The 17,425-nt window shown below is 61.0% G+C and carries 16 protein-coding genes and 2 tRNA genes; 10 read left to right on the top strand and 8 right to left on the bottom strand.

The window, feature by feature from the left end:
* The first annotated feature begins 60 nt into the window (after positions 1 to 60).
* From glgB to msrB, 3 genes are all read left to right on the top strand, one after another.
* Positions 61 to 2,238 (top strand): 1,4-alpha-glucan branching protein GlgB, encoded by a 2,178-nt coding sequence (gene glgB, locus OKC43_RS11600; protein ID WP_236272274.1) that lies wholly within the window; start codon positions 61 to 63, stop codon positions 2,236 to 2,238.
* The gene (glgX, locus tag OKC43_RS11595) at positions 2,238 to 4,394 is read left to right on the top strand and encodes a glycogen debranching protein GlgX (protein WP_236272275.1); all 2,157 of its coding nucleotides are present in this window, start codon (positions 2,238 to 2,240) and stop codon (positions 4,392 to 4,394) included. Before glgB ends, glgX begins: the two co-directional genes overlap by 1 nt.
* 68 nt (positions 4,395 to 4,462) lie before the next feature.
* On the top strand, positions 4,463 to 4,849 hold the full coding sequence (msrB, locus tag OKC43_RS11590; RefSeq protein WP_040068248.1) for a peptide-methionine (R)-S-oxide reductase MsrB: 387 nt from the start codon (positions 4,463 to 4,465) through the stop codon (positions 4,847 to 4,849).
* Between the two features lie 72 nt (positions 4,850 to 4,921).
* On the opposite strand, the gene chrA is transcribed toward msrB, so the two are convergent.
* Both chrA and OKC43_RS11580 read right to left on the bottom strand, forming a co-directional pair.
* Positions 4,922 to 6,073 (bottom strand): chromate efflux transporter, encoded by a 1,152-nt coding sequence (gene chrA, locus OKC43_RS11585; RefSeq protein ID WP_409010837.1) that lies wholly within the window; start codon positions 6,071 to 6,073, stop codon positions 4,922 to 4,924.
* Positions 6,074 to 6,155: 82 nt separating this feature from the next.
* Complete coding sequence (locus OKC43_RS11580) at positions 6,156 to 6,602, bottom strand: nucleotide triphosphate diphosphatase NUDT15 (RefSeq protein WP_101529648.1); 447 nt, start codon at positions 6,600 to 6,602, stop codon at positions 6,156 to 6,158.
* A gap of 206 nt (positions 6,603 to 6,808) precedes the next feature.
* Between OKC43_RS11580 and OKC43_RS11575 the strand changes: the two genes are divergently transcribed.
* Positions 6,809 to 7,036 (top strand): hypothetical protein, encoded by a 228-nt coding sequence (locus OKC43_RS11575; RefSeq protein WP_040068243.1) that lies wholly within the window; start codon positions 6,809 to 6,811, stop codon positions 7,034 to 7,036.
* A gap of 145 nt (positions 7,037 to 7,181) precedes the next feature.
* Complete coding sequence (locus OKC43_RS11570; protein WP_101529649.1) at positions 7,182 to 7,499, top strand: hypothetical protein; 318 nt, start codon at positions 7,182 to 7,184, stop codon at positions 7,497 to 7,499.
* 131 nt (positions 7,500 to 7,630) lie between these two features.
* Here the strand turns inward: OKC43_RS11570 and OKC43_RS11565 are convergent, their stop codons facing one another.
* Complete coding sequence (locus OKC43_RS11565) at positions 7,631 to 8,107, bottom strand: Lrp/AsnC family transcriptional regulator (protein WP_005304871.1); 477 nt, start codon at positions 8,105 to 8,107, stop codon at positions 7,631 to 7,633.
* Between the two features lie 311 nt (positions 8,108 to 8,418).
* Positions 8,419 to 9,042, bottom strand: a complete 624-nt coding sequence (locus tag OKC43_RS11560; protein WP_236272722.1) for a helix-turn-helix transcriptional regulator — start codon at positions 9,040 to 9,042, stop codon at positions 8,419 to 8,421.
* 106 nt (positions 9,043 to 9,148) lie between these two features.
* Between OKC43_RS11560 and OKC43_RS11555 the strand changes: the two genes are divergently transcribed.
* Complete coding sequence (locus OKC43_RS11555) at positions 9,149 to 10,378, top strand: MFS transporter (RefSeq protein ID WP_236272721.1); 1,230 nt, start codon at positions 9,149 to 9,151, stop codon at positions 10,376 to 10,378.
* 110 nt (positions 10,379 to 10,488) lie between these two features.
* The gene (locus OKC43_RS11550; protein ID WP_236272720.1) at positions 10,489 to 11,307 is read left to right on the top strand and encodes a Cof-type HAD-IIB family hydrolase; all 819 of its coding nucleotides are present in this window, start codon (positions 10,489 to 10,491) and stop codon (positions 11,305 to 11,307) included.
* A gap of 51 nt (positions 11,308 to 11,358) precedes the next feature.
* On the opposite strand, the gene OKC43_RS11545 is transcribed toward OKC43_RS11550, so the two are convergent.
* Positions 11,359 to 11,922 (bottom strand): DUF2799 domain-containing protein, encoded by a 564-nt coding sequence (locus tag OKC43_RS11545; RefSeq protein ID WP_005362971.1) that lies wholly within the window; start codon positions 11,920 to 11,922, stop codon positions 11,359 to 11,361.
* Positions 11,923 to 12,129: 207 nt separating this feature from the next.
* Here OKC43_RS11545 and OKC43_RS11540 point away from each other — a divergent pair, with 207 nt between their 5' ends.
* Positions 12,130 to 12,969: an isopenicillin N synthase family dioxygenase gene (locus OKC43_RS11540; protein WP_236272719.1), complete on the top strand. Its 840-nt coding sequence runs from the start codon at positions 12,130 to 12,132 to the stop codon at positions 12,967 to 12,969.
* A gap of 212 nt (positions 12,970 to 13,181) precedes the next feature.
* The gene (locus OKC43_RS11535) at positions 13,182 to 14,495 is read left to right on the top strand and encodes a sodium-dependent transporter (protein WP_236272718.1); all 1,314 of its coding nucleotides are present in this window, start codon (positions 13,182 to 13,184) and stop codon (positions 14,493 to 14,495) included.
* A gap of 3 nt (positions 14,496 to 14,498) precedes the next feature.
* Here OKC43_RS11535 and OKC43_RS11530 read toward each other — a convergent pair whose 3' ends face one another.
* Positions 14,499 to 15,218 carry a substrate-binding periplasmic protein gene (locus OKC43_RS11530; RefSeq protein ID WP_139440735.1) on the bottom strand — a complete coding sequence of 240 codons (720 nt, stop codon included), beginning with the start codon at positions 15,216 to 15,218 and terminating at the stop codon, positions 14,499 to 14,501.
* A gap of 431 nt (positions 15,219 to 15,649) precedes the next feature.
* On the opposite strand from OKC43_RS11530, the gene OKC43_RS11525 reads away from it, so the two are divergent.
* On the top strand, positions 15,650 to 16,963 hold the full coding sequence (locus OKC43_RS11525) for a sodium-dependent transporter (protein ID WP_005362979.1): 1,314 nt from the start codon (positions 15,650 to 15,652) through the stop codon (positions 16,961 to 16,963).
* A 276-nt stretch (positions 16,964 to 17,239) separates the two neighbouring features.
* On the opposite strand, the gene OKC43_RS11520 is transcribed toward OKC43_RS11525, so the two are convergent.
* Both OKC43_RS11520 and OKC43_RS11515 read right to left on the bottom strand, forming a co-directional pair.
* Positions 17,240 to 17,315: transfer RNA gene (locus tag OKC43_RS11520), tRNA-Val, on the bottom strand.
* 17 nt (positions 17,316 to 17,332) lie between these two features.
* Positions 17,333 to 17,408: transfer RNA gene (locus OKC43_RS11515), tRNA-Lys, on the bottom strand.
* Positions 17,409 to 17,425 lie beyond the last annotated feature (17 nt).

Raw genomic sequence — 17,425 nt, 5'->3', positions numbered from 1 at the left:
TCACCTAAATCCACTCCGGCTTCGGCCGGAGTGGATGCTCTGTCATGAAAGGAAATCTCGATGCTCGTTGAACGTTTGGTTGCTGCCCGCTGTTCCGATCCCTTCTCTCACTTAGGCCTGCAGGCCAATCCGGATGGGCCCGGCCTCAAACTGACCGCCTGGTTGCCTGATGCCCTCGAAGTCCGCGTCAAGGATCTCAAGTCGGGCAAAGTCGTTGCCACCCTGGCGCCCACCGATGAATCGGGTCTTTTTGAAACTGTTTTCACCCGCCGCAAAAACTCCTTCCCCTATCAGCTGATCGCCAGCTACCAAGATGCCACCACCGAGGTCATCGACCCCTATCAGTTTCAGGATGCCGCCTGGGCAGGCCTGGCCGAACTGACCGCCCAGCCGGAAAACCTCTATCACACCCTTGGCGCCCAGCTGCGCACCGTGGAGCATCTTGGCCAGCAGGTGGAGGGGGTGCGTTTTGCGGTCTATGCGCCGAGCGCCACCGCCGTGAGCCTCATCGGCGATTTCAACTTCTGGGATGGCCGCCGCCACCCGATGCAGCGCAGCCTCTGCGGTCACTGGGTGCTGTTTGTGCCGGGCCTCAAGGCCGGGGATCGCTACAAGTTCGAGCTCAAGGACCCCATGGGCAACCGGCTGCCCCACAAGAGCGACCCTGTCGGTTTCTACTGCGAGCAGTATCCCTCGTTCGCCTCCGTGGTCTATGACCACGCCCAGTACCAGTGGCAGGATGCCGAGTGGATTGCCAGCCAGCACAACGACAAGCGCGAGCAGCCGCTCTCCATCTATGAGCTGCACGTCGGCTCCTGGAAACGCCACCCCAACGGCGACAGCCTGAGCTGGCGCGAGCTGGCGGTGGAGCTGGTCGCCTACGTCAAGGAGATGGAGTACACCCACATCGAGCTGCTGCCGGTCTCCGAGCACCCCTTCAGCGGCTCCTGGGGCTACCAGCCGGTGGGCATGTTCTCCCCCACCAGCCGCTACGGCACCGCTGATGATTTCAAATACTTCGTCGACCAGTGCCACCAGGCAGGGATCGGCATCATTCTGGACTGGGTGCCCGCCCACTTCCCGTCCGATGCCCACGGCCTGGCCCGCTTCGATGGCACCCCGCTCTACGAGTACGAGGATCCGCGCCGTGGCTGGCACCCGGACTGGAACTCCTACATCTATGACTTTGGCCGCGACACAGTGCGCCAGTTCCTGGTGGCGAGCGCCCTGTTCTGGCTCGACAAGTTCCACATCGACGGACTGCGGGTGGATGCGGTCGCCTCCATGCTCTATCTGGACTACTCCCGCAACGCCGGTGAGTGGGTACCGAACGTCGATGGCGGCAACCACAACTACGAAGCGATCAGCCTGCTCAAGTGGACCAACGAGGAGGTCTACGGCAAGTATCCCCACGCCATGACCATAGCCGAAGAGTCCACCGCCTTTGCCGGTGTCTCCCGCCCCACCTTCCTCGGCGGCCTCGGCTTTGGCTTCAAGTGGAATATGGGCTGGATGCACGACACCCTCACCTACATGCAGAAAGAGCCGATCCACCGCCGCTACCACCACAACGACATGACCTTCTCCATGGTTTACCACTATGACGAGAACTTCATCCTGTCGCTCTCCCACGACGAGGTGGTGCACGGCAAGCACTCCATGCTCTACAAGATGCCCGGTGACGAGTGGCAGCAAGCCGCCAACCTGCGGGCCTACATGGGCTTTATGTACGCCCACCCGGGCAAGAAGCTCAACTTCATGGGCACCGAAATCGCTCAGAGCAACGAGTGGAACCACGACGCCCAGCTGCCGTGGCACCTGCTGCAATATCCCAAGCATGCCGGTCAGCAGCGGCTGATCCACGATCTCAACCACCTCTACCGTCATGAGCCTGCCTTGTATCAGGCCGATTATGAGCAGACCGGCTTCCGCTGGCTGGATCACAACGATGCCGACAACAGCATCTTTGCCTGGCTGCGGGCGGACAAAGAGGGCAAGCAGGCTATTGTGGTCGCTTGCAACTTCACCCCGGTGCCCCGTCTCGAATATCGGATCGGCGTCCCTGCGGCGGGCAATTATCGGGTGGTGCTCAACACCGACAGCGAGTATTACTGGGGTAGTAACTATGATGTAGGTCTGGTGTTCGCTGCCGAACCGACCCCCTGGCAGGGGATGGCACATAGCATAGTGCTGGATCTGCCGCCGCTGGCGACCTTGTTTATCAAACAGGAGTCTTGATGCTTGTAATGGAAAAAGGGGTGGGCCACCCGCTGGGGGCCCGCCTTGACGAGAACGGTTGCCACTTCTGCGTCTGGGCCCCCCAGTCGGACAAGGTGGAGATCTGCCTGTACGACGAGCAGGAGCAGGAGCTGATGCGGCTGGAGTTGCCCGGCCGCCGTGGCCAGTATCGCTTTGGCTATGTGCGCGGTGTAAAGGCCGGTCAGCGCTACGGCTATCGGGTCTATGGCACCCCGCAGGAGGGGATGCTGTTCGATCCGCAAAAACTGCTGATCGACCCCTACGCCAGGGCGCTCAGTCGTCCCACCTACTGGGATGAAGCCCTCTATCAGGGGGACAGTGCCGGGATGATTGCCAAGTCGGTGGTAGTGGATGACAGTTTTGACTGGCAAGGGGTTGATAAACCCGGGATCAGCCCGGCCCGCACCATTATCTACGAGACCCACGTCAAGGGCTTTACCAAGCAGCACCCGGGGATCCCCAAAGCGCTGCAGGGCACCTACCTTGGCATCAGTCATCCGCTGGTTATCGAGCATATGAAGAGCCTCGGCATCACCTCGGTGCAGCTGATGCCGGTGGCCGCCTTCATGTCGGAACCGCGACTTGAGCAGCTGGGACTCACCAACTACTGGGGCTACAACCCCATCGCCTTCTTCGCCCCGGAGCCACGCTACAGCACCAGGGCCGACGAGGCGGTGACCGAGTTCAAGACCATGGTGCGCGAGCTGCACCGGGCCGGGCTCGAGGTGATTCTGGATGTGGTCTACAACCACACTGCCGCCTCGGGCTTCGACGGTCCCACCCTCTCGTTCAAGGGCTTTGACAACGCCGGTTACTACGCCTTTGAAGCGGGCCCCCACGGCCCGGACTACACCCGTCACGCCAACGTGACCGGCTGTGGCAACAGCGTCAATCTGGATCATCCCAACACCCTGCGGCTGGTGCTCGATGCTCTGCGTTACTGGGTCACCGAGATGCAGGTGGACGGCTTCCGTTTCGATCTGGCGGTGACGCTGGCGCGGGAAGCGGGGGAGTTCGAGCCCATGGGCGCCTTCTTCAAGGCAGTGATGGCCGACCCAGTGCTGTCACAGGTCAAGCTCATCGCCGAACCCTGGGACATCGGTCCCTTCGGCTACCGGCTGGGTCAATTCCCGAGCCAGTGGCAGGAGATCAACGACCGCTACCGCGATACTGTGCGCGCCTTCTGGCGCGGTGATGCGGGCAAGATGGGGGACTTTGCCACCCGTCTGGTGGGTTCGCGGGATATCTTCCCGAAGAACTGGCGCTCCCCCCACACCAGCGTCAACTACCTCTGCTATCACGACGGTTTCACCTTGGAGGATCTTGTCTCTTACAACCAGCGCCACAATCAGGCCAATGGTGAAGACAATCGGGATGGTCACGGCAACAACCTCTCCTATAACCATGGGGTAGAGGGGCCGACCCTGGATCCGCGGGTCAACAGCCTGCGCCAGCAGCAGAAGCGCAATCTGATTGCCACCCTGCTGCTGTCGCAAGGGACACCGCACTTCCTTGCCGGGGACGAGATGGGCCGCAGCCAGCTTGGCAACAACAACGCCTACTGTCAGGACAACCAGATCAGCTGGGTCAACTGGCAGTGGCGGCCGGAGGATGAGCGGCTGTTCGCCTTCACCCAGCAGATGATGGCGCTGCGGGCGGAGTCCAGCGTCTTCTCCAACCTGCAACTGAGCGACGACAGTTGGAATGGCACCCCATCCAGCTGCCATCAGGTCAACTGGTATCACCCGGACGGCCACCAGCTCACCGATCAGGATTGGCACGCCCCCATGGGGCAGGCGTTCGCCATGGATATCGGCATGATCAACTGTGTCGGCGAGCGCTGGTACGTGCTGTTCAACGCCAGCGATTACGACATCCAGTTCCGCCTGCCGCCGCCGGGGGAAGGGATGGAGTGGATCCAGACCATCGACACCGCCACCAACGATGGCCTCCCCTTCCTGCCCGATGACATCAAACGGCAGGTGGCAGTCGGCCGGGCCCACTCCCTCAAACTGCTGGAGCGGGTGGCGCTGGCCAGCACGGCGGAGGATGCCCAGCCACCGCAGCAGGAAATTCTCCCTGCATCCGGTGAGGAGATGGTTGCCACCTCGATCACAGATACAGGCAAAGCATAAGAGGCATGCTGGAGTCAGCTTTACGGAGCCGCTATGCTGGGCTCCGGTATGGATGGCAAGGAGTCGGTATGAGCAGTAACAATCCGGAACAGTGGCGCAGCAAACTGACCGCAGAGCAGTTTCACGTCTGCTGGGAGAAGGGCACCGAGCGCCCCTACAGCGGCGCCCTGCTCCACAATCGCAAGAGCGGCGACTACCTCTGTGTCTGCTGCAAGAGCGTGCTGTTTCACTCAGGAGCCAAGTTTGATTCCGGCTGCGGCTGGCCCTCGTTCGACAAGGCCATCGAGGGGACGGTGGAGTACACCGAGGACAACAGCCACGGCATGAAGCGAGTGGAGATTACCTGCCGCCAGTGCGGCTCTCACCTCGGTCACGTCTTCCCCGACGGACCGACCGAGACCGGCCAGCGCTACTGCGTCAACAGCCTGAGTCTGGATTTCGATCCCGACGCTTAAGCGACTTACCCATTGCAATAAAAACGGCGCCTCCATCACGGAGGCGCCGTTTTTATCGGGATTTCACCGGCTTCACGCCAGCAGGATAGCAGCCATCACCAACAGGGCCGCGATGGCCGGCACCGGCAACTTCAACACCCGCAGCAGATAAAAGCCGATGGCCGCCAGCGCCAGATCGGTCGGCGCCAGCACCGCACTCTGCCACACCGGCTGATAGAGGGCCGCCAGCAACAAGCCCACTACGGCAGCATTGATGCCGGTGACAGCCCCCGCCAGACGGGGCCGGGCCAGCCACTGTTGCCAGCAGGGGCCCACCGCCCAGAGCAGCAGAAAGCCGGGTGCAAAGAGCGCCAGGGTCGCCAACAGGGCCCCGATCATCGGCATCTCGGGCTGCTGCTGGGCGCCAAGATAGGTTGCAAGGGTAAACATGGGGCCCGGCACCAACTGGGCCAGGCTGTAACCGGTCAGAAACTGCTGCTCGTTGAGAGTGTGTCCCACGCTCTCTTGCAGCAACGGCAGCACCACATGACCACCGCCAAACACCAGACTACCGGCGCGATAGAAGTCGGCAACCAGCTGGCCAAGCGGGCTGCCGAGCAGCGGCAGACCGATAAAAAGGATGCCAAACAGCAGCAGGGTCGGCCAATGAGGCTGACTGGCAGCGGCAGCAGGCAGCTCGGCGGTGGCTGGCCCACTGCCTGCCCCGCGCTGGCTGCGGGCACAGATCAGCGCCGCTCCCGCCAGCATCAACAGTTGAGTCAGCAGACCGGGCTGCCACCAGAGCGCAGCAGCGGTTACCACCATGATCCCTTGAGTCATTCCCGTGGCACAGAACTGACGACTCATGGTGAGCACCGCATCGGCCACCACGATAAGCGCCAGCAGTTTAAGGCCATGCAAGGCAGCGTCGAGCCACAGATTGCTGCCCAGCTGGCCGATGCCGATCGCGGCCGCCAGTAGCAGCAGAAATGAGGGCAGCGTGAAGCCAAGAAAAGCTGAGAGCGCCCCGCCCAGACCGGCGCGATGACGACCGATGGCGAAACCAAGCTGGCTTGAGGCGGGCCCCGGCAGCAGTTGGCACAGCGCCAGCAAGCGGGCAAATTCGGCCTGTGTCAGCCAGCCGAGCCGCTGGACGAAGGTGCGCTGGAAATAGCCGATATGAGCGGCCGGACCACCAAAGCTGATGCATCCCAGCCATAAAAACTGAATAAATACCTGTCCCACGCTCTTCTCCCTCATCCCTCTTCTCCCGATGGAGAGGGGATATTATGACAGCGCGATGATCGTTTTATGACAATCAGACTGATTAGGCCGACACCATTGGCGCATCACTCGGCAGATAGCAGCGTCCCGCCAGCCAGCAGGCGATGGATTGGCGGCTGGCATCGAAGTGGGGCTCGGGCAACTCGCGCGGATCGCACCAGACCCAGCCTTCGCACTTCTCCGGCTCCAGCAGTTGCGGCTCGCCATCGGCCCGGGCGTGCAGCGTCACCGAGATATAGTGCAGCCCGCTCTCGCGCCAGGTCTCCAGGTTATTGGTCACCGCTACCACCTCGGGCCCCTGGATCTCCAGTCCCGTCTCCTCGGCCACCTCGCGGATCGCTGCCGACTCGAAGCTCTCCCCCAACTCCAGATGACCACCCGGGATCGACCAGTAGGGGGCATGGCTCCCTTTGCGTTTGCCAAGCAGCACCAGGCCTTGGGCGTTGGTCAGGATGACGCCGACCCCGACGCGGGGATAGAGAGTGGACATGAAAACGCTCCTTCAATCAGGCAATAAAACGGCCCCACCTTAGGCCCAAGGAGGGCACAGGGCAAGCCCCAACTGCACGGCACCTGCGCCTGTCGGTGACCCCTCCCCTTGCCCCTTAACCGGTTATCACTGATGCTGGGGAGTGAAGCCCGGATGGAGAGGTCATCCCAATCCTCTCAGTCCCCCATCACCCCGAGGAGTCCGCCATGAAAAAATTGCTCCCCCTGTGCGCTCTGCTGCTCACGGCTTGCCAAACCACGCCGTCCCCCAACTCGCTCGCCATCGATGATGCCGACGCCTGGCAGGCCATTTGCAAAGATGGCACCCGGGTTCGCGCCGTGGTGGCAGAGGGGATCTGTGGGGATCATCGCGGGGTAGCCATGTGGACGAATAAGCCAAGAGCTGAACGGATGGCAGAAGAAGCCGCCAAATAGTGTGATCCAGACACCATAAAATGACTATGCCGGCCAATTGACCGGATTTTTTCGCGATCTAGCCAGCACTTTGCCACCTTGTTCATGGTGCGCTCAGTTTTCTGTTCCCATACTGGCCCTACAGTTCCAAAAGAGGAGAGACAAGATGCAAACATCCATCGTCGGGCTCTCCATTCTGTGGGGGCTAGCCAGTTTTGGTGTTCAGGGGGATTTCATCGAGAGCCGTGATTCCGTTGCGCCATCCTGGCAAGCCGAGTCCAGAGTGGAGATGGAAGGTTATCTGATTGAATCGCTTGGCGAAGATCGCTGGCTGTTCGACAACGGCAGCGAGAGCCTGCTGGTATCCCTGCCCGAGGGGCAGTGGGTGCCGACCGGCGAGCGGCTGCGAGTTAGCGGCGAACCGCAGCAGGAGCTGAGCGGCTGGCTGCTGCAGGTGGAAGACATCAGCCAGGTCAGCGTCTGACAGCGGCAGTCGCCCCGTCACCGCGACAGCTAATCCAGACCGATAACCACTACCGAATAACCAAGAGCGAATAGCAAAAGAGGAGGCCAGTGGCCTCCTCTTTCTGTTTCTATTAAGCGGTTTGCGCAGCCTCAACCCAGATGGTTGAGCGGCAGCGCCGTCTTGTGCTTGATGCGGCGCAGCACGAAGCTGGAGCGCACCCCGGTCACCCCCGGAATATGGGTCAGCTTGTCCAGCAGGAAGTGCTGGTAGTGCTCCATGTCGCGCACCACCACCTTGAGCTGGTAGTCGGCATCGTTGCCGGTGATGAGGTCACACTCCAGCACTTCGGGCAACTCGCTGATGGCGCGATCGAAGTTTTCGAACCGCTCGGGCGTGTGTCTGTCCATGGAGATGTGAATGTAGGCGGTGAGGGTGAGGCCAAGCTGGCGGGCGTTGAGCAAAGTAACGTGGGTGTCGATGAGGCCGGCATCCTCCAGCGCCTTGACCCGGCGGGAGCAGGGGGACGGGGAGAGCCCGACCAGCTCGGCCAGTTCCAGATTGCTGATGCGGCCATTCTCCTGCATCAGCTCGAGAATATGTCTGTCTATGCGATCAAGTTTCAGCATCTACCCTTCCTCGTTGCAATGACTAATCCACTTTTCCTAGATTAAGGGTGAACTATTGCAAAAACAACCGAAATAAGTGGTTACTTTGCAACCACTCACCGGCACGGGAGGGATACTATGGTTACATCTTCCGGTGGCAAAGCAGATACCTGACCGGGTCTCTGCGGTGAAGGACCTTACCGGGTCAAGAGCCCCATCAGCCGTCTTACCTTATCGGGAAACGACGGGCTGGAACGAGAGAACCCCCTCCCCGAAGGCAACAAAGCAGGCATCCCGGCGCCTGCTTTGTTGTTTTTGGGCGTTTGGCGCAATCAGAGCGCGGGCGGCGTGATGCGATAGAGGCAGCGATGCGCCCCCTCCAGCAGATATTGCTCCCGCTCCACCGTCGCCGGCGCCAGCAGCTGGCGAAACAGCGCCAGCTCGCTGCGACAGAAACCGCGGCAGGTGCGCGCCGCCGCACAGATGGGGCAGTGGCTCTCCCACAGCAGCCAGCTGCCATCCTCTTCGCGGCGGATCTCCGCCATGTAGCCCTCGCGAGTGCGCAGCTCCTTGAGCGCCGCCAGCCGGCCAGAGAGGCCATGGGACCCCAGCACCTCCTGATAGCGAGCAAGCATCTGCTGCTCTCGCTGCTGGATCAGCCGCTCCATCCCCTCCTCGCCAAACAGCTCGCGCACGTTGTCGATCAACTGCACGGTCAGATCGCTATGGCTATCGGGGAAGCGCTGCCAGGCCTGCTCGGTTAGCTGCCACAGCCGCATGGGACGACCGCGCCCGCGCGCCTCGTCGCTGAATGTGACCCACCCCTCCTGCTCCAGTGCGAGCAGGTGCTGGCGGGCGCCCATGGAGGTCATCTGCAACTGCTCCCCCAGCGCGGCGGCGCTCTGCGGGCCATGGCTCTTGAGCAGAAACAGGATCTTGTCGGTGCTTGCGTTCATGATCTCATTATGGGGAGCGCCCTTTATTAAATCAACAATTCACTTTACTTAATCACGTCTATGAATCAGCATAAATAAACCAATAACTTTACTTAATGGGTGCGACATGGAGAAACACGGGCACAAAAATCCCCTCTGGGTGCTGGTCATGACGGTCACGCTGGCAGTTGCAGGTTTCAGTCTCCCCTCCCCGGTGTTGGCACCTTTGCTGCTGGATCCGTCCCACGGCATGCTGACGCCGGAAGCCTCCGACTGGAGCCGCAAGTTGTGGCTGGGGGTCATCATGGGGCTCTATCCCCTGTTCCAGCTGGTGGGCAGCCCCTGGCTCGGTCGCCTCTCCGACCGCTATGGCCGCAAGCCACTGCTGTTGCTCTCGCTGGCGGGGGTACTGGCAGGCTATGCCCTGATGGCACTCGGTATCGCCTGGCGCTCCCTCCCCCTGCTGCTGCTCAGCCGGGTGGTGGAGGGGCTGTGCAACGGCAACATCGCCATCGTGCAGGCGATGGCGGCGGATCTCGCCGGCAAGGAGCACAAGACCCGCAGCTTCGCCTGGATCAACATCGGCATGAATCTGGGCTGGGTCGTGGGGCCGATGATCGGGGGCTACGCCGCGGTGATCTCGGGGGATTACAGTCTGGCCGCCTGGCTGGCGGTAGGAATGACCCTGCTCAACCTGCTGCTGGTGTACTGGCTGATCCCCTATCGTCCGCCGGTGGCGGCCGCCCAGCAGGCCCCGACCCTCTCCGGCCGCCAGCTGTTGCTGCAACCGGCCCTGCTCCCCTACTTCGCACTCACCCTGATCAGCTATGGCGCCGTGCAGCTCTATTTCACCTACTTCAATATCTGGCTGGTGGAGCGGCTGGCCTGGGATCCGGCCCAGCTGGCGCAAGCGGCAGTGCTGGTGAGTTTGCCTATGATGGCGGGCTCCTGGCTCGGCTCCCGCATCGCCCGTCACTGGCGCGGCAGCTCCCTCGGCATCGTCGGCCATCTGGTGATGGCGAGCGGCATGCTGCTCTTTATCCTGCCCGTGCACTGGTGGGGGCTGGCACTCACCTTCGTTCCGGCTGGCATAGGCATGAGTCTGGGGGAGCTGGCCACCTCGGTGGCGATCTCCAACCGCAGTCACCCGGAGCAACAGGGGCAGGCGATGGGGCTCTACCGCGCCCTCGCCGTGGGCAGCGAGATCCTGGCGGTGCTGCTCGGCAGTCTGGTGCTGCTGGCCGGTACCGAGTGGCCCTTCTATCTCGCCACCCTCTGCTCCCTTGCCAGTGCCGCCGGTTTCTATCTGCTGCGCCGCCGTGCCGACCGTCGTCAACAGCTGGCCAGCTGCACCTGAGCCACGAAGGGATCACAGTTCGGAGCTTCGGCTGCGGGCAAGACTTGCATCGGGGCGCCGGGTCTGGGACGGTAAAGCTCTTTGCGGATTTGTTCGATGCTGGAGGAGCTATGAGTGAGTACAAGGCCATCGCGCTCGATATGGATGGCACCCTGCTGACCCGGGATCACAAGATCTCGTCGGCCACCCGGGCAGCCCTGGCGCAGGCCCGCGCCCACGGCATCAAGGTGCTGCTGGTCACGGGGCGCCACTACATGACGGCACGCCCCTTCCACCACGAGCTGGCCCTCGATACCCCCCTCATCTGCAGCAATGGCGCCTATCTCTATGATCCGGTGCAAAACCGGATCCTCAGCGGCGACCCGCTGGCGGCCGCCCCGCTTACCGAGCTGCTGGCCGCGGTCGAGGCACAGCAGATGGGCGCCCTGTTCCACCTGAGCGAGGGGATCGGCTACATCGGCTGCGAAGAGCATGTCACCCGCATCCGCCACTGGTCGGCCAATCAGCCGGACCACCTCAAGATCGCCCTCCACCCGGTCGAGGAGCTGGCAGGCTGGCTCGACAACCCGGTCTGGAAACTGGAGCTGTTCAATCAGGATCCGGCACGCCTGCACACCTTTATGGGCGAGGTGGTCGAGCAGATGCCCTTTACCCGCGACTGGGCGGCCCCCTATGCGGTGGAGCTGGTACAGCCCGGTTGCAGTAAGGGCAACCGGCTTGCCCAGTGGGCAGCCAGCGAAGGGATTGCGATGGATCAGGTGGTGGCGTTTGGGGACAACAACAGCGACATCAGCATGTTCGAGCAAGTTGGGCTGGCAGTGGCCATGGGCAATGCGGCCCCGCAGATCCAGAGCCATGCCCATCGGGTCACGGCCGACCACAACGAAGATGGTATCGCACTGGCGCTGCAGCGCTGGGTACTGCCCTGATCTGACAGGATACAACATGGCCAGCACGCGGGCTGGCCATGAAGAGAGGGATTAACCGCCGAAGGAAAACTGGATCACCCGATCCGGATAACGCAGACGGTTGTACTCCCGGCGCAGGGATTCGTAGTGGCGAATGGCCCGATCGCGCTTGGCACGGTAGTAGTCGCGCTGTTCCGTGTTGGTTTCGTTGCGGATGCTGCGTTCAAGCGTATCGATATCCCGCTCGGTACGCTCCAGCTCGTCGCTGATCTCCCGCAGGCGGGCAGCCAGTTTGTACTCTTCGTAGCCACGCTGATACTGCTTGAGGAAGCTGGCGTCATTGGGGCATACCCCCAGATAAGCCTGCCCCTCCTTGCCCTTGCTGTAAGCCAGCTCGGGAATGCAGTAGAGCTCCAGCCCCTTGTCGTAGCCCCGTTTCCACTCGGCCTCATCCACTTTGAGGCCATATTCGCTGCAAGACGAAACGTAATCGCGGGTCGCCTGACGGGTTTTGCCTTCCGATCCATCCTGATAACCCAGGTTGTACCAACTCATGGTACGGCACTCATCTTCTGACAGGGCACTGCATCCCGCCAGCAATACCGGCAGGGTCAGCAACAGGATTTTGGGGGACATGAACAGACTCCGGAAAAGATAGTGAGCGGCATTCTAGAGAGGATAAAAGGCCATAACAAGGGATGCGCCCCCGTGCGATCTGACGCGGTTTATTTGATGTTTTTGTCACTATTCAACGCCGTGCCAGACGGGGCGGCCAACCTGCTTTCCTTGTTATCAGGTGCAAGGTAAACTGCGCCATCTTTTAACTTGCGCGCAACAAAAACAATGAAAGTCCTGACCGTCGATTACCGCTCACCCGATGCGGCCCAACGCTTCACCGAATCCCTGCGAACCACCGGCTTTGGCGTGCTGACCAACCACCCCATCCCGAAAGAGCTGGTGCAGTCCATCTACGACAACTGGTATCGCTTCTTCATGAGCGAGCAGAAGCAGGATTTCCTGTTCAACCGCGAAACCCAGGATGGCTACTTCCCGCCGTCGGTCTCCGAGGTGGCCAAGGGCCATAGCCAGAAAGACATCAAGGAGTACTTCCACATCTACCCCTGGGGCCAGATACCGGAAGAGCTGAAGGAGCAGGCGATGGAGTACTATCGTCTGGCCAACGGTCTGGCCGCCGAGCTGCTGAGCTGGGTCGAGCAGTACACCCCGGCCGATATCGCCGCTCACTACAGCTGCCCGCTCTCCTCGATGATCGAAGAGAGCCAGAAGACCCTGCTGCGGGTGCTGCACTATCCGCCGTTCGATGGCACCGAGGAGCCGGGCGCCATCCGCGCCGCCGCCCACGAAGATATCAACCTGCTCACTATTCTGCCCGCCGCCAACGAGCCAGGGCTGCAGGTGAAGGGCTCCGACGGCGAGTGGATGGACGTGCCGTGCGACTTTGGCACCCTCATCATCAATATCGGCGACATGCTGCAGGAGGCCTCTCGCGGCTACTACCCCTCCACTACTCACAGGGTCATCAACCCGACCGGTGGCAGCGCCGCCAAGTCGCGTATCTCCCTGCCGCTGTTCCTCCACCCGCGCCCGGATGTGGTGCTCTCCGAGCGCCATACTGCCCACAGCTACCTGATGGAGCGGCTGCGGGAGCTCGGGGTGATCTAGTCCGCCGACGAGCAGCTGTCAGAGACCAAACCGGAGCAATCTCGCTCCGGTTTTTTATTTGGTGGCAGGATTGGGCTAAAAACAGAATTAAATTAGACAATCATGCCAATAAATCGTATTTACACCTGATAACCGTCGTAGTGATTGCGCCGTGACCTCCGTAACATGAGCGCCATTCTGCCCCTGCCAAGGGGCGCTCGATTGGAGTTCTTATGAAGCAGTCCCAATGGTCATCCCGACTCGGCTACATTCTCGCCGCAGCGGGTTCCGCGGTCGGTATCGGCGCAATCTGGAAATTCCCCTATGTCACCGCCGTCAACGGCGGCGGCGCCTTCCTGCTGGTCTTTCTGCTGTTCAGCTTCACCCTGGGGGTGGCGGTACTGATGGGAGAAACCCTGCTCGGCAGCATGAGTCGCAGCGGGGTGGTCGGTGCCTTCTCCGAGCTGCTCGGCAAACAGTGGCGATGGGTTGGGGTAATGGGGGTGATCTCTACCCTGCTCATCTACTGCTTCTACAGCGTGGTGGGCGGCTGGACCCTGGGTTATACCGGCATGGCCATCTCCGGTCAGCTCAACCATGGGGATGCGGCGGCCCTCACCGCCCGCTTCAATGACTATGTCAGCGGCGACGTCTGGCCAATCCTCACTCACCTGCTGTTTGCCGCCCTCACCTGGATGGTGGTACAAGGAGGCATTCAGAAAGGGGTGGAGCGCACCTTGCGCTGGATGATGCCGGCCCTGTTCCTGATGATCCTGATGCTGGTCGCCTTTGGCCTCACCCTGCCCAATGCGATGGCGGGAGTACGTCACTTCCTGATGCCCGACTTCAGCAAGCTGGGGATGTCCGGCGTGCTCGATGCCATGGGGCTGGCCTTCTTCTCCCTCTCCATCGGTCTTGGCATCCACACCACCTACGGCGCCTATCTGCCGACCAGCGAAGGGGTTGGTCGCTCCAGCCTCTGGGTGGTGCTGCTGGCCAGCATGGTGGCGGTACTGGCGGGGCTGATGATTTTCCCGGTGCTGGCCTCGACCGGTATCGACCCGGCATCCGGCCCCGGCCTCACCTTTATGACCATGCCAGCGGTGTTTCAGCTGCTGCCCTTCGGTCAGGTGCTTGAGGTGATCTTCTTCGCCCTGCTGGTCTTTGCTGCGCTCTCCTCGGCCATCTCCCTGCTGGAGCATTTGCAGTGCTTCCTGTGCGAGACTTGGGGTTGGTCACGCCGCACGGCCTGCAGCGCCATCACTGGATTCGTCATGGTTAGCGGTGTTCCGGTCAGCCTGTCGTTTGGCCCGCTGCAACACGCCACTCTGTTTGGCAAAACCATTTTCGAGCTGCTGGACTTTGTCACCTCAAACCTGATGATGCCGCTGTTCGGCCTGATGCTGACGCTGCTGCTGGGCTGGAAGCTGGGGCGCAAGGCACTGCCGCAGGGGATTGCCAGCCACTGGCATCACTTGCTGATGAACTGCTGGCGCTGGATTGCCCCCTTGCTGATCGGCGGGATCTTGATTCGCGGTCTGGTGTGACGGTTACTCTTCGCGGGTGGGCTCATCGGCCCGCCCCTGGGCGGCTCTGACGGCCTCCAGGGCATGCTGCCAGCGGGTGATCTCGGCATCATCCGTTCCCTTGGAGAAGACGATATAGAGACCGGCCTGATGGAGCAGCACGCCACTGCTGACGATGCTGCGCCGGGATAACCCCATCTTGTCGAGGGTGGCCTCCATCACCAGCTCCGCCATCGGCAAGGCATCGATCTTGCCCAGCATCAGCCGCTCTATCGCCTCCCCGACTGTCTTGTAGCGCACAAGATTGGTGTAGCCCTCATGGGTCAGCCGCACATCATCGGCATTACCCAGCACGACCCCCACTCTGGGCAGATCTCGCAACTGCGCCAGCGAGGTCAGCGGGTGGCGACTATCCGGTGCCTGATAGATAAAGACCCGATTGATAAAGAGCGGGCCAACCCATTTGAAATGGGGCTCCCGTTCCGGGAGCCGCTGTACCACGAACAATCCATAGCCGGGCTCGACCCGTGCCAGCGCCAGCGCCCGCTTGAGCGGGTAAATCCGCACCGGATAGCGGGTGCCAAGCTCCTCCTGCACCTCATCAATCAAACGAATGGCGAAGCCATCAAGCTTGCCATCGCGGTATTCGGTAAAGGGGGGTAAGTCGTGACTCAGCAGGGTTAATCCGGACTGCGCCGACACACTCAGGCTGATCAGTAACCAGGGCAGCACCATCCATCTCATACGACATCCTGTCTCATCGTTGTTCCCGTCGGCGCCATGTCGCGGCCACTAGTTCCAGAAGAAGCTACGTCGATTATCGCCCAGTAAATAGCCACAAGGTAGAAAAGATACGGCCCGGCGAGGTTTTCCCCCATTGAGCTGTACGTATAGCCAGAGTGATGACAGCGGCACACATAAAAAATTTTGATTTTATGTGTCAATTATTCTTTCCATGGTTTAGGCTGTTCCCTCATTCATTGGTCAGGTTGCCACCTCATGTCTGCCATCCTCGTGCTGTTTGGTCGATTTTTTAGCTCGCAAGAGAGGTGACCTTGCACGCACAGTTTTTCTGAATGTTCATTGCAAAGGTCGCCTCAGGCGGCCTTTTTTATGGTCTGTCGTTTATTGCTACTCAGGAGTATTGCTTCGATGTCGTGTTACCCGGAGGTTGTATGAGCCAGGTTCAGTGGTCTTCCCGTCTCGGTCATGTGCTGGCCGCAGCAGGCACCGCGATTGGCCTTGGTGCCATCTGGAAGTTTCCCTATGTGACCGCCACCAATGGCGGTGGCGCCTTTCTGCTGGTGTTTCTGCTGTTCAGCTTCACCCTGGGGGTAGCGGTACAGGTCGGCGAAACTCTGCTCGGCAGCCATAGTCAGCGCGGGGTGCTCGGCGCTTTCCGCAAACTGGTGGGGCCGAACTGGCGCTGGATGGGGTATATGGGGATCGCCTGCGGCTTCTTTATCTACAGCTTCTATAGCGTGGTGGGCGGCTGGACCGTGGGTTACGCCGCGCTGGCGATGGCTGGCAAGCTCAATCTGAGCGAAGGAAGCGCCCTCACCGCCCTGTTCAACGGCTATGTCAGCAACCCCTGGTGGCCGGTGCTGACCCATCTGATCTTCGCAGGCCTGACCTGGTGGTTCGTGCAGGGGGGTATTCAGAAAGGGGTGGAGCGGGCACTGCGCTGGATGATGCCCGCGCTCTTCATCATGATGTTGCTGCTGGTGGGGGTTGGCCTCTCCATGCCCGGCTCCATGGCGGGTGTGCGCCAGCTGCTGCTGCCAGACTTCTCCATGCTGACCGGACAGAGCGTGCTGGATGCGCTGGGGCTGGCCTTCTTCTCCCTCTCCATCGGGCTCGGGGTACACACTACCTATGGCGCCTACCTGCCCAATAGCGAAGGGGTGCTGCGCTCCGGGGTCTGGGTGGTCACACTGGCAAGCCTTATCTCGGTGCTGGCGGGCTTGATGATCTTCCCGGCGCTGGCCTCCACCGGCATAGATCCCACCGCGGGCCCAGGGCTCACCTTTATGACCATGCCAGCCGTGTTCAGTCATCTGCCGTTCGGTCAGGGATTAGGTGTGGTCTTCTTCCTGTTGCTGCTGGTCGCAGCCCTATCCTCTTCCATCTCCATGCTTGAGCATCTGGTGCGCTTCACTACCGAGGAGTGGGGTTGGTCGCGTCGTGGCGCCTGCAGGGTACTGACTCTGCTCATCATGGCCTCCGGCATTCCGGTGAGCCTGTCGTTCGGCCCATGGAGCGATCTGACCCTGTTTGGCAAGACCATCTTCGAGCTGCTCGACTATCTGACCTCCAACCTGATGATGCCGCTGTTTGGTCTGGTACTGACCCTGCTGCTGGGCTGGCGCCTGGGTGATGCCATTCTCCCTGTAGGCCTGTCACCCGCCCTGCGTCTGGCGCTGCTCTGGTGCTGGCGCGTGGTGGCGCCGCTGCTGATCAGCGGGATCTTGATCCGCGGGATCATGTAGCACCTTGCGAATCCGTGCGGGCAGGCCTTGGCCTGCCCTTTTTATTGCCTCTCGCCAGAGGCGACGGTCAAGGAGCTGCAATAAGATGAGCAGACATCAGCAGACCAAGAGCGGGAATGGAAAAGGGCGCTTGGATAAGGCGGGAGCTGACGGGACAGGTTAAGAGATCGAACAATAGAAAGAGCTGTTCACTGAATTTCAGGCAAAAAAAAATCCCCATCTGAGTGGGGACTTTCTCTGCAACCGCAGCTGATATCTCAGCCTCGCTTGCGAATATGGTGGTCGTTACTGGGATCGAACCAGTGACCCCCTCCTTGTAAGGGAGGTGCTCTCCCAGCTGAGCTAAACGACCTGGGATTCTTGAAATGATGGTGGGTCGTGCTGGATTCGAACCAGCGACCAATTGATTAAAAGTCAACTGCTCTACCGACTGAGCTAACGACCCATCTAAATCATTTTTTT

The organism is Aeromonas sp. Y289-2 (genome assembly GCF_027705925.1).
In the GTDB taxonomy this organism is placed as follows: domain Bacteria; phylum Pseudomonadota; class Gammaproteobacteria; order Enterobacterales; family Aeromonadaceae; genus Aeromonas; species Aeromonas veronii.
This window is presented reverse-complemented; position numbering and strand designations above follow the sequence as displayed.